General features: G+C 57.4%; 9 protein-coding genes. 5 read left to right on the top strand and 4 right to left on the bottom strand.

All coding sequences use genetic code 11. The features are described from left to right. Window positions 1–168 precede the first annotated feature (168 nt). The 3 genes from AC07TV_RS06030 (at window position 169) to AC07TV_RS06020 (ending at window position 4,885) form a co-directional block, all read left to right on the top strand. Window positions 169–1,854: a methyl-accepting chemotaxis protein gene (locus AC07TV_RS06030; protein WP_494647498.1), complete on the top strand. Its 1,686-nt coding sequence runs from the start codon at window positions 169–171 to the stop codon at window positions 1,852–1,854. A gap of 68 nt (window positions 1,855–1,922) precedes the next feature. Beyond that, complete coding sequence (locus AC07TV_RS06025; protein ID WP_494647497.1) at window positions 1,923–2,693, top strand: oxygen-binding di-iron domain-containing protein; 771 nt, start codon at window positions 1,923–1,925, stop codon at window positions 2,691–2,693. A 2-nt stretch (window positions 2,694–2,695) separates the two neighbouring features. Beyond that, a complete protein-coding gene (locus AC07TV_RS06020; protein ID WP_494647496.1) occupies window positions 2,696–4,885 on the top strand; it encodes a putative bifunctional diguanylate cyclase/phosphodiesterase in 2,190 nt (729 codons plus the stop codon). 36 nt (window positions 4,886–4,921) lie between these two features. On the opposite strand, the gene AC07TV_RS06015 is transcribed toward AC07TV_RS06020, so the two are convergent. Beyond that, the gene (locus AC07TV_RS06015) at window positions 4,922–6,520 is read right to left on the bottom strand and encodes a methyl-accepting chemotaxis protein (RefSeq protein ID WP_494647495.1); all 1,599 of its coding nucleotides are present in this window, start codon (window positions 6,518–6,520) and stop codon (window positions 4,922–4,924) included. Between the two features lie 507 nt (window positions 6,521–7,027). On the opposite strand from AC07TV_RS06015, the gene AC07TV_RS06010 reads away from it, so the two are divergent. Together AC07TV_RS06010 and AC07TV_RS06005 are read left to right on the top strand one after the other, a co-directional pair. Continuing rightward, window positions 7,028–7,354: a hypothetical protein gene (locus AC07TV_RS06010; protein WP_494647494.1), complete on the top strand. Its 327-nt coding sequence runs from the start codon at window positions 7,028–7,030 to the stop codon at window positions 7,352–7,354. Then, on the top strand, window positions 7,354–8,220 hold the full coding sequence (locus AC07TV_RS06005; RefSeq protein ID WP_494647493.1) for an HDOD domain-containing protein: 867 nt from the start codon (window positions 7,354–7,356) through the stop codon (window positions 8,218–8,220). Before AC07TV_RS06010 ends, AC07TV_RS06005 begins: the two co-directional genes overlap by 1 nt. 229 nt (window positions 8,221–8,449) lie before the next feature. Here AC07TV_RS06005 and AC07TV_RS06000 read toward each other — a convergent pair whose 3' ends face one another. The 3 genes from AC07TV_RS06000 to AC07TV_RS05990 form a co-directional block, all read right to left on the bottom strand. Next, a complete protein-coding gene (locus AC07TV_RS06000) occupies window positions 8,450–8,977 on the bottom strand; it encodes a peroxiredoxin (protein ID WP_494647492.1) in 528 nt (175 codons plus the stop codon). A gap of 138 nt (window positions 8,978–9,115) precedes the next feature. Then, window positions 9,116–11,131 (bottom strand): HEAT repeat domain-containing protein, encoded by a 2,016-nt coding sequence (locus AC07TV_RS05995; RefSeq protein ID WP_494647491.1) that lies wholly within the window; start codon window positions 11,129–11,131, stop codon window positions 9,116–9,118. Next, window positions 11,128–11,940, bottom strand: a complete 813-nt coding sequence (locus tag AC07TV_RS05990; protein ID WP_494647490.1) for a helix-turn-helix domain-containing protein — start codon at window positions 11,938–11,940, stop codon at window positions 11,128–11,130. The genes AC07TV_RS05995 and AC07TV_RS05990 overlap by 4 nt, the downstream gene beginning before the upstream one ends. Between the last annotated feature and the right edge of the window lie 17 nt (window positions 11,941–11,957).

The raw sequence follows: 11,957 nt of genomic DNA, 5'->3' as shown, positions 1-11,957 counted from the left end.
AAAAGTGTGGCTGTTTCTTATGGTATTTGGTTGTTTTTGTCAATCAGGGTTTTCCGTAATAAATTCAGGGAAATCTGACATACATCGAAACAAAAGATGGTTATCTTTATTTCATAAGCTAGGGATTCTATAGCTAGGGGCGACGAGGCGTTTACAAGACCTTGCGACTTGATAACCACAGGGTCCTGCAATCCAGTTCTGGATAGGGCGACCGCACCAACTGAGAAGCTCGTGAAAATAAATCTGCCCGTCACGCAGAACGAGGTCGCCTATCCAAAAGGCCGGTACCTCGTTTCCAAGACTGACCTTAAAGGCGTCATCACGCATGCCAACGATGCCTTTGTGGAAATTAGCGGTTATAGCCGTCAGGAGTTGATCGGCAACTCGCACAATATGGTGCGCCACCCGGACATGCCACCCGAGGCGTTCGCCGATTTGTGGCGGACAGTCAAGAGTGGCTTGCCGTGGCATGGCGTCGTCAAAAACCGCTGCAAAAATGGCGACTACTATTGGGTCAAAGCCTTTGTTGTCCCGGTCCGCAAGAATGGCCAGACGGTCGGTTACATGTCGGTTCGTACTGAACCCGCCAGGGAACTGGTCCGCGAAGTTGAAGGCTTGTACCGTCAGGTTCGCGAAAAAAAGGCGAAACTGCCAACGGTAAATCCAGGTTTGCTGGGGCGGTTTTCATTCAGTACGCGGTTGTGGACAATCATGGGGGCGATGGCAGCGCTGACCGCTGGCATCACCGTGGCGTCATTTGCTGGCGAACTGACATCTGAAAGGGTTCTCTTCGTCGGTGTGGCGGCCTTGATCTCTACCTTCATCGCAATCTCGGTCGGCGTTTATCTTTCCATCAAGATTGATCGGCCGCTTTCTACGGTAGCGGAATTTTTTGACCAGATAGCGGAAGGCAACCTGACCAACGATGTCGATGTCTCGAACCGGGACGAAACAGGATTCCTTTTCTGCCAATTGGGCGGAATGCAGGTTCACCTCCTCGCCATGCTTGATGATATCTCCAGCGCATCCTCGGCAATCGAGACCCGTTGCCAGAACCTGAGCCGGCAGATGGGGCAGGTCAATGAACAATCCACCCTGCAGTTTGACAGCGCCAAGAGTGTGGCCGCCGCCACCGAAGAACTCAGCGTCTCCGTTCGCGAAGTCGCCAACAGCGCAAGCGACACAACAAGCGCAGCGCAACGTGCTCAGCAACTCATCAAATCAGGAAATGCAAGAATCAGGGAAACGGTGCAGATGACCACGCGTGTCGTCGATGCCGTGGAGCGGTCGAGTTCGACGATTAATACCCTGTCGGCTGCCATTAACAAGATTGGCAGCATTACAAAGGTGATTACCGACATTGCCGGGCAAACCAATCTTCTGGCGCTCAATGCCGCCATTGAGGCAGCACGCGCTGGTGAGCAGGGGCGTGGCTTTGCCGTTGTCGCCGACGAGGTGAGAACCCTGGCTGAGCGAACCTCGACAAGTACGCGCGATATCGCCGCCACCATTGCCGAAATTCAGAGCGTGACCCTTGAGGCTGTTGAAGCCATGGCCTCGGCCCGCAAGGAAGTGGAGGCGACAACAACTTCCCTGCAAAGCAGTGCCGAGAGCCTGGATGGCGTAACGCAGGCGGCCGACGAAGTGGCCGAGATGGCGCAAAGCATCTCGGCGGCTACCGTCGAGCAAACCCAGGCCAGCGAAGAGGTCGCCCAGAACATGGAGCGGATTACACAACTTATTGAAGGCAACCTGCAGGCGGCTCAGCAAGCAAATCTGGATTCCAATGAATTGCTCGAGACATCAGTGGGTTTAAAGGCCTTGATCGGCGGATTTCAGATTCATAAAAGGTGAAGAGGCGAACAATCGCTCACCCCGGCCACGGGGGACCACCTACTTAAGAAACACCAAGGGGAAACATCATGCGAAATATTCCGATATTCAGCGCCGAGACTCACAAATTCATTCTCTTGAATGAAAGCGAGCCCGGAGAGGAGGATGGTATCCGCTCCAACCAGTATCTGATCGTTCATGAAGACAATGGCGTCTTGCTCGATCCTGGTGGCTTTGGCGTTATGCCGCGGGTGCTCTCGGAACTGCTCAACTATGTCAGTCCGGACAAGCTGAAGGCGATTATGCTCTCGCATCAGGATCCGGATATCGTCGGCGGGATCGCCACCTGGCTCGAAATCACTGACGCGCCAGTTTACGTGTCGAGTATCTGGTTGCGCTTTCTCCCTCATTACGGAGTTTCGTCCATGCAGCGCTTTGTTGGCGTTCCGGACGAAGGGATGAGCTGCCAGTTGGCTCCGGATTTCGAGCTGAATTTGGTCCCTGCCCATTTCCTGCATTCGGAAGGGCAGATCAATGTCTATGATCCGATCGCTAAGGTCCTGTTTACGGGCGATATCGGTGCGGCCATGATGCCGGACGGCGAAGACTATCCCTACGTGGATGATTTTGCGGCCCATTTGCCTTATATCGAAGGTTTTCATCGTCGTTACATGTGCTCCAATCGTGCGGCTCGTTTCTGGGTCGAGGCCGTTTCACAATTGGACATTGACTTTATTGCTCCGCAGCATGGTCCGGTTTATCGTGGCTCTGCTGTTCCTGCATTCCTCGAGTGGTTCAGAAGTCTGGAGTGCGGAGTCGACCTGATGGTGGGGGCGGGTCGATTCCAGCAGAGGGGTTGAGGATGACGAGGATTGCGCGACTTCATCCCGAACGCCAGGCGGAAATGCGTCAAAAGGTCCTTGAGCGGTTTACCGCCCTATTCGAGAACCAGACCAGAACCCGGCTGTTTGCGGCGAGCGTTAGCGAATTAACCCAGAGTACTCATGTGGAACTGCTTGCCGGACTCAAAGAGTCGATTGCGCGGGTTACCTCGGCAAAATTGGAGCAAGCAGAGCGAGACGAGATCACGGCCAGCCTCAAGCAGGCGGTTGCCCGCTGTAGCCGCCTCGACAGGACACTGGACCTTTTGGTCGGGGAGCGACGGCGACAGTGGCAGCGCAACGCGGGTGATCTTCAGCAGGTCATGCTCGAGTTCAACCGGATGACCAAGGATCTGGCCGGCACCTTGATCGAGAAAGACCTTCTCGAGCGGCAAAGCCGGGTTCTCGAAACCATCGTCCTCTCCCATGAAAAAGTCACCCAGTGGAAAGCCTTTGTCCAGGAGGTCTTGCTGGGGTTTCATGCTTTCTTCCCGTTCGACGTCTTTTTTATTGCCTTTGCCGAAGACAACGTTCTGTCGCTCTACATCTACTACATGGGCGATTATCCGGAGGAGGTAAAGAAGCGTGCTCGGGAGAATCTGGCACGGGACATGATCGGACACCTGAGCCTGCCGGCCGACGTGCCATTGGATATTGAAGAGTTTCAGGTTATCCATGAAAAAGGCAGGGAGCACGGGGATATCGAAAATATCCAGATGATCACCGTGCCTGTTCCCGACCTCGATACCTCCAATCTGGCCGGGCTCCTTGGTATCGCCTATGCCTCTACCGATGGCCTGACCCCTCAGGAAAGCAGCGTCATCCATTCGATTCTGGCGGTGATGGTGATGGTGGTAGGGTCAAGTAAGGCCCTCAGCCGCACACTGTCTGAACTTGAATACTATTCGACGCATGACCCGCTTACCGGCCTGCACAATCGGCGTTACTTCAATGACATTCTTGATTATGAAATAGGCCGTTCGGAGCGGCATCAGCACGAATTTTCCATTCTCATGCTGGATCTGGACGACTTCAAGGATGTCAATGACACCTATGGTCACCCGTGTGGCGACAGCGTGTTGCGGCAGGTCGCTGAGACCATGCGCTCGAGCATGCGCAAAGGCGATCTGGCAACTCGCATCGGCGGCGATGAGTTCGCGATTATTTTGGTCGAAACTAGTATCGAGGGCGCAATGATTGTCGCCGAAAAACTTCGCACCGAATTGCGGCAAATGACTTTTGAGGACGAACAAGGGAAGCCGTTTCACATAACGACTTCTATTGGAGCAGTCAGCTATCCAGGTGATGCCAAGAGCATTTCCGACCTGATGGCCGGCGTTGATCTCGGCCTCTATCGCGCCAAGGAGTTAGGGAAGGATTCGATCGGGACGCTCGAGTCGGTAAAAGACCGCCTGCATGTCAGCCGACTGAACCGTGACTATGCCGAAACGCTGCGTGCCTCGCTACGGGAAGGGCGTGTCGTTCCCTACTATCAGACTATCTTTGACTGCCAGACAGGCGAGCCGTTTGCTTATGAGACCCTGGCCCGGATCAAGGAAACTGACGGAAAAATACTGACTGCTGGTGCCTTCATCGAGACGATAGAGAAATATGGGCTCGGCCGGGAGCTTGATCGCGCCATCATCGAACAGGCGTTGGTTGCAGCGCGTGTGCAACTGGACGAAAAGAAACCGCCATTTCGCCTGTTTATCAATCTCTCCGCTCAGGAAATCCAGGGGCGGGGCATTCTCGGGTATGCGGAGCAACTTTGCACCGAGTTGGAAATCCCGCCGAGCATTGTCGTCTTCGAGATTCTTGAACGCGATGCCATCAGCGATATGACCCACATGCGGAAATTTCTCGGCGATCTAAGAAAAAAAGGATTCCTGTTCGCGCTCGATGACTTCGGCAGTGGCTACAACTCTTTTCACTATCTGCGCGAGTTATCCTTCGATTACGTCAAGATCGATGGTGCGTTTGTGAAAAACATTGTCAGTTCAAAGATTGACAGTACGCTGGTGCGCAACTTGACTCGCCTTTGCCAGGAGCTCGGCATTTTGACGATTGCCGAATTTGTCGAATCGGAAGAAATTCTGGTGGCATTGCAGGAGATGGGCGTCGACTATGCACAAGGATTCCACTTGGGCATCCCCGCAGCCAGAATGCCTTGATGCAGTCCCGACGCCCGATTGTCGGCCCCCAGTCCGCTAGACCTTGAACGACCCCACCGACATCTTGAGGCGCTCGGCCAGCTGATTGAGACCGCGTGAGGCATTCAGGCTGACGGCCAGACTGGCCGACGTTGCTTCGAGGCCAGAGGTGATTTCTTCCATGTTGCGCGCAATGTTGTTGCTGGCTGAGGCCTGTTCCTTCACCGAGAGGCTGATCTCGTCGACGCCGAGACTCGCCGCTTCGACGCGGGCGATGGTTGTTTGCAGGGCGGAAAGCGTATTGGCCATGTTTTCCTGGCTGTGCTGCAAGGTATTGACGCCGCGATCGACCGATTTGGCCACTGACTGCGAATTCTCGGCCAGTAGCTGTGTCAGGTTTTGAATATCGGCGCCCGAGCGGCCGGACTGTTCGGCCAGTTTGCGCACCTCGTCGGCGACCACGGCGAAGCCCCGGCCCGACTCGCCAGCCCGTGCCGCTTCGATGGCGGCGTTGAGCGCCAGCAGATTGGTCTGTTCGGCAATCGCCTTCACCTGCTGGGTCAGTGCGGAAATCGAGCCGGTGTTGCGCATGAATGCTTCCGTCGTATTCCGGATGTCCTCAACGGCTTCTTGAATTTCTTCGATGTTGGCGCTCAGCAGCTCCATGTTTCGCCAGCCGTCACGGCTGACTGCCAGACTCTCGTCGGACAGGTTGCGGACCTCGTCGGCCCGGTCGGCGACCGAGGCAATGCTCGTCGCCAATTCTTCGATGGTGCTCGAAATGGCAGCGACCGCGTCGCTCTGGTAGCGCACCTTGTCGGAGCCGGCTTCCGACTGCTGGCGGACCGTACTGGCGCTCTCGGCGATCAGACCCGAGTCCTGCCGAGCATCGTTCACCAGCCGCGACAGGCTTTCGTTCATGTTGTGCAGCGCGTTCATCAGTGCCGCCGCCTCGTCGCGCCCGACGACCTTCATATGCCCGGTCAGATCGCCCGAGGCCACCCGTTCGGCCGCTTCGATGGCGATCGCCAGCGGGCCCAGGGTACGTCGGCGCAGGGCAAAGGCGGTGGCCACCAAGAGCAGGGAGCAGAGGGCCGAAACCGCAAAGACGGAAATCTTGATGAAGCTCGCCGCATCCGCCGTCAGCGGCGCGAAGGCCATCGAGTTCTGCATCATCGCATCCATTCCCGGGCGCAGTTGCTGAGCCAGCTCGACCGGCATGGGGCCGCTCCGGGTCGGGGAAGCCGAGATGATCGCCAGCATGCCATCGACGTCGGTGATGTCCTTCTGCGGCAGATCGATCAGCGGTCCAAAGCCCAGCAAGCGCAGGAGTTGCTGCTCAAAACCGAAGACCTCGTTGTCGGCCCGCACCGCCAGGTGGCGCGCCTCCTTCAGTTGCCCGTAAATCGTATCAATGTGAGTATCGCCAGCGTTTCGCGCCGCCTGCTCGACGCGGTTCAAGGCTGCGTCGATGCGCAGCGCCAGCTCCATATGGTTACGTTCGAGAAAGTGAAAGGTTGCCGCTTTTCCCATCAGCCGGACGCCGTACATCGTCACCAGTGCAACCAGAATCGCCGTGCCGATCGCCACGGAGAACCGCTGTTTGAGCGACCACCGCCCCTCGCCAAAAATACCTCCAGTGTTACCAACCAACATTGTCCCCTTTGATGATTCACCGAACTTGATGAAGTCCGCTCAGCAGCTTGAGGCAAGGTCAGGCCAGCCTTCTTGACACCCAAGCGCGAACCGTTCGCCCCGGAACCGGGGCACCGATTTTGTCTTTGATCACTCTCTTGTTTCGGCCGCGCCAGTCCGCATGCTGGCCATGGCGCTTGCCGTTCGGCGCGATGCTTCGAGTGCGCCCGTATGCGCAAATGTGCCGCTTGCCAGCGCCCCAAATACGCGTCCAAAGCTTAGATAAACGCTCCCTGTCTGCCTATTAGACTTTGGTTTAGACGGCGTTCAGAACGCAGACTGTTGCTGGTTGTCCACGATCAGGCAATTTGAAATTTCACTGTTTTTTCCGGTTGACCGTAGCAACGCTGCGGGTGGGCGCTTTTGCCGTACTGGATTTGCTGTACTTATGAGGTGGTGAAAAAATATAATTTGTTAGTTTTAACAAATTTGTTTTATTATTGGCTTCTCGTTTTGAGGTGCGTATTGATGCCAACCCGTATCCGTTACCTGCCAATTGAGGATGTCGCTGCCGGTATGGTGCTTGGTGCGCCACTAGTCATTGCCGAGCAGGGCGTGACGACGTTTACCCTCCCGGCCGGGCATGAGCTCACCGACTCCAACATGGCGCAAATCGCCCAGCGAAATGGGGAATGGGCGTGTATCGAGGAGGATGATCCACGTAGAGACGACGAGCGAGCCGCCGATCTGGTGGCGACCCAGGCGCATCTGGATAATTTGTTTGCCCAGACGGATCGCAGCCAGCCGGCAAATGCGGCCCTCTATGCCGCGCTATTGCGCTACCGGAGTCTGTGATGCCCTTGCGCCTCTCAGAAGACGAGATCATCGCGGGGGCCAGCCTGTTGCCAGCCTTTCCCAAGGTGGTCACCGATATTCTTGCCACGATAGATGACGACAACGCGACGGTCAGCGGCCTGATCGAACTGGTCGAGAGCGACCCGGTATTGACCGCCCGTGTCTTCTCCCTGGCCAACAGTGCAGCCAAATCCGGCAACTGGCGCAAGGGATTGCGCGACATGCATGTGGCGATCTCGATGATCGGTATGTCCCGCCTGCGGCAGATCGCCATCAGCGTCAGTCTCGCCGACTTTGGCCGTGAGACACGGGTGACTCGGGATTTCTGGGACCACAGCGTGGCAGTCGGCGTTGCCGCGCAGGAACTGGCCAGGCTTCGCCCGTTGCCCGATAGTTCGCTGGTTTCAGCCGATTACGCATTGGTTGCCGGCCTGCTTCACGACATCGGCTTTCTCTGGATGGCGCGCTTCTACCCGCTGGAATACCAGATGGCGCGTCAAGCCATGGCGCAGCCTGGTGGTGAGTCGAACATTGAAATCGAGCGGCGCTACTTCGGCATCGATCATTGCCAGGTCGGCCGAATTCTTGCGATCGGCTGGGGCCTGCCATCGTCGATCATCGAGGCGATTTCCAGTCATCACCGGCCGAATCCAGCCTTGGGCCGACTCGTGGCGATTACGCACGTTGCTGAAATTCTGGTAGCGGCACTGGGTATGGGAATGAACGGCCATACGCCGTTCGTGAGTCTCTCCGACGCCGCCCGCGTCGCAGCCGGCCTGGACTGGAAGGATGACCTGAATTCGTTGTTCGGGCGGATCGAAGCGCGATCAAATCATTTCGGGCGAATTTTCCTGTCGATGGCCTAGCGTCGCCGCCGATTACAGGTGCTTTCCAGGCATTCGATACGGAGCATTGGTCGACCTGCCAATTTCGATTTTGGCCGTTTTTTCGGGTTGACCGTGGCAAGTGCGAGCGGACAGGCCGGCAACAATTGTGGCCTCGGTAAGGGGAGGGGGCAGTCAACCGGCTATGCGCCAGCCCAGAAGAGTTTGTCGGCAGGCGACAGAAGGGCTGCTCCTTGACTTTCAACCAAGGCTATTTCGCCGTCAGCGATTTCAAGTCGGCGATCACCTCGCCGACGTGCTTTCCTGCATCGACTTGCAGGTAGGCTTTGGCCACCCGGCCGTCCGGATCGATCAGGAACGTGTAGCGTTTGGCGAACTTGATCACACCCCAGTTCGAATAGGCGCCAAAGCTCTGCGATACCTTGCCGCTCACATCGGAAAGCAACGGGAAGGGCAGGCGTTGCTCCTCGGCGAAATCCCGGTGGGAATTGGTCGAATCAACGCTCACGCCGACCACCTGGGCATTCAAGGTTGTGAGCTCGGGCTGCTTGTCGCGAAAATTGATTGCTTCGGTCGTGCAGCCCGGCGTCTTGTCCTTGGGGTAAAAGTAGAGCACGACCCACTTTCCGCGCCACTCGGCGAGCGAACGCGCCTTGCCGTCGCCATCCGGCAGGACAAAGGTGGGCGCCACCGAACCCGGCTGAGGGGGAGCTTCGGCATGGGCTACCCCGGTCAGCAAAATGTTGGCCCAGATAAGCCAGTGCCAGTGTTTGTTCATCGCGTCGAAGCTCCGTTTGTCATAGCCGCGACCCTTAGCGACCGTGGCCCGGTAGCTCGTGGACAGCATTTCCGGCCAATAGATCCAGGCGAATGCAGGAAGATGGCGCGACGACCAATGCCAATTGGTCAGTGGTCTTTATTTGCCATCCGCTCCGGTCGTCGCCGCCAACTGCTGTTCACGTCGGGCTTCTTCCTGTTTGCCTTGGCGCACCAACAGATCGATCAGGGCTGCCCGCAACATTTCATCGGAACCAGGTTTCCGCATGCCCTCGCGCAATAGCGTTTCAGCTTCGTCAAAGCGATGGTTGTTCGCCATCCACTCGGCCAATTCAAGGCGTGCCGCGACAAACTCGGGGTCCTGGCGCAGGGCGCGCCGATAGTGGACCAATGCCTTCTCCGGCTTATCCAGCTGCAGGTACAGATTACCCAGATTGAGCTGGGCGGCCGGCATGTCGGCCATGGCTTGTTGTGCCGCCACAAACGCGGCCAGAGAACGCTTCTGGCTGGCTCTCCTCCGCTCGGGTATCGCGTCTTTCCCGAAGGGAACCAGGCTGCGCGCCGCTGCCATGCGAACGGCCAGCACGGGGTCGTCCAGCAGGGATAGCAGCAAGGGCTGGACGCGCGCGGTCGGCGCGGCACCCAGGGCCATTGCTGCGGAGCTGCGTACAGCCGGATCGGGGTCCTTGATAACTGCCGGGGGCACACTGGACGGCGCCAGTTGTCCCAGCATCTCGGTCGCGGTGGCCCTGACGATGGCGGGCTGATGCGAGTCCAAGGCCAGCCCGGCCAAGGGGCCGAGGCTGCGCACTTCTCCCCGGCGTGCGGCGGCGAATATTTCACCGTAGTGCAGCGAATCGGTGGGCTTTCCGGAGCGCTTCGCAATTTCGGCTGCAGCCCAGGTGGCATCACGGTCCTTGTGACAATTGCCACAGGCGTTAGGTGTTCCCAATGTCGCCGAAAGGTCCGGGCGCGGAATACGGATCGCATGGTCACGGCGACCGTGGACGACCATGTAGTTTTGCGACGGCATATGGCAATCGACGCATTGACTGCCCGGCTGCCCTGTGGAATGAAAATGATGTTGCGGGTCGTCGTAACGGCGTGCCTTCAGGCTGGGGAATGCCGGGTTCGGAGAAGGGCTGTGGCAGCGCACACAGAGCGCGTTACCCTCGGCTATCAGTTTCCCGCCATGCACCGAATGGCAATCCGAGCACACCACGCCCTTCTCGTACATGCGGCTCTGGCGGAAGGAACCGTACTCGAATACTTCACCCATTTGCTGGCCGTCTGCGTGATATAAATCCTGGCGCAGGGAATCCGGTTGATAGTTGTCGAGGAATTCACCGCCCGGCTGTGTCTCCTCCAACAGTCGGGTTCGCCGGGAGTGACAAGCCGCACACTGGTCCACCTGTCCGGCCTTGAAGGGCAAACCATAGCCCGGGTACTTGGTGGATTTTTTGTCCCGGATGGTACGCACATGTTTCTCTCCCGGACCGTGGCAGGCCTGGCATCCGACGTTCGGAGCCGTCCAGGTTGTCTGATAACAATCTGCATTCTCATCGTAGGCTTTGCGGTAACCCGTCGTGTGACATTCGGCACACATGAGATTCCAGTTTTGGTAGCGCCCAGTCCAGTGAAGCGATGTGCCTGGTCTGGCTGGTTCTTCCGCTTGCAAGTCAAACCAGCGATTCCGGATCGTATCCCAAGCAATCGTGAATGCCTGCAGCCTGCCGCCGGCTTGCTCAACCAGATATTGCTGCAGTGGATATACGCCTAGCGTATGTGAAATGGTGTATCGGGACTTTTGTCCATTGGAGCCGATTGTCTCCACGGTGAAATGTTCACCTTTTTTGTGAAAGATGGTGTCGCCGGCAACGCCCGTAAACAGGCGATCCTGGAAATCGCCGGCTACGGTGTTTGAATTAGCTGGCTGCATGGCACGGCTGTGCTTCGATGCCTGCCAGCTTTTACCCTGTTCGGCGTGGCAATCGGTGCAGGATTTTTCGGCGACATAATCCGCCGACGTCCTCGCCTTGGGATAGCCCGCCGGACAAGAGACTGCAAATGCGCCATGGGCCTGAACCAAGAGCAGGACAAGCAGGATCGATTGGAGCGACCGGCACAGCTTGGAGCCAAACTCCCGGCATTTCATGAGTCGGCAACCGGAATGTCCGATTCAAGGCAAGCCGCGGCAATCAACGCAGCGGTGTTTTGCAGATCGGCCAGATGCTCACGGACGATCTTGTTTTTTAATCGGTATTTCCGCGGCCACACGAGATTCATGCAGGCGATCACGTTACCCTTGCAGCTGATCGGAACGGCAATGGCATCGAGTCCGTCGTCGAATTCGTCGATGTCGACATTGCGCCCGCCAAATTGGGCATCGCGCGAACCGTAGCCGCATCTTCTGGTCTGCGTCAGGATGTCGCTCAATTCATGCTGGAGAACCTGTCGGCTGCGCGCGATCGGCGATGGATTGGCTTCGATCCGCAGCAAGACGGCGTCGCGCTCTTCCGGGGAACAAAACGCCAGATAGGCCCTGCCCGGCGCTGAGAGAATCATGTCGACACGGGCCCCGATTTCGTACAGCGTAACGCCCAGGTTGCTCTGTCGGCGCGATGACTCGCCCAACTCCAGCTGACAATCGCGAACCACGAGAATGTCGGATGGCCAGAGCACCTTTTGGCGCAATTGGGAGAGAAAGGGCGCGGCGATTTCGGAAATTAACGTGGTCAATTCATCGGAACGTTTCCGCGAAGCCAGGGAGATGCTGCGCCGATATTGGCTATCGCTGATGGCCTTCCACGCGTAACCGGCTTTTTCAAGCGTATTCAGGATGCGAAGCAGCGAGCTTTTAGGCATGCCGGTCAGCCGGTGCAGGTCGGCAAGTGACTGCCCCCGGTACTCCTCGAGCGACCGCAACACCTCCAGGCCGCGTTCCAAAGACTCGATCGTTTTCATTGATTTCCTAGCGTATT

Source organism: Azonexus sp. GW821-FHT04F04, from assembly GCF_059420025.1.
This window is presented reverse-complemented; position numbering and strand designations above follow the sequence as displayed.

Coding starts and splice junctions, on each gene's coding strand:
- AC07TV_RS06025 (WP_494647497.1), top strand. CDS start 1,923: ATGCGAAATATTCCGATATTCAGCGCCGAGACTCACAAATTCATTCTC.
- AC07TV_RS05990 (WP_494647490.1), bottom strand. CDS start 11,940: ATGAAAACGATCGAGTCTTTGGAACGCGGCCTGGAGGTGTTGCGGTCG.
- AC07TV_RS06010 (WP_494647494.1), top strand. CDS start 7,028: ATGCCAACCCGTATCCGTTACCTGCCAATTGAGGATGTCGCTGCCGGT.
- AC07TV_RS06015 (WP_494647495.1), bottom strand. CDS start 6,520: ATGTTGGTTGGTAACACTGGAGGTATTTTTGGCGAGGGGCGGTGGTCG.
- AC07TV_RS06005 (WP_494647493.1), top strand. CDS start 7,354: ATGCCCTTGCGCCTCTCAGAAGACGAGATCATCGCGGGGGCCAGCCTG.
- AC07TV_RS06020 (WP_494647496.1), top strand. CDS start 2,696: ATGACGAGGATTGCGCGACTTCATCCCGAACGCCAGGCGGAAATGCGT.
- AC07TV_RS06000 (WP_494647492.1), bottom strand. CDS start 8,977: ATGAACAAACACTGGCACTGGCTTATCTGGGCCAACATTTTGCTGACC.
- AC07TV_RS05995 (WP_494647491.1), bottom strand. CDS start 11,131: ATGAAATGCCGGGAGTTTGGCTCCAAGCTGTGCCGGTCGCTCCAATCG.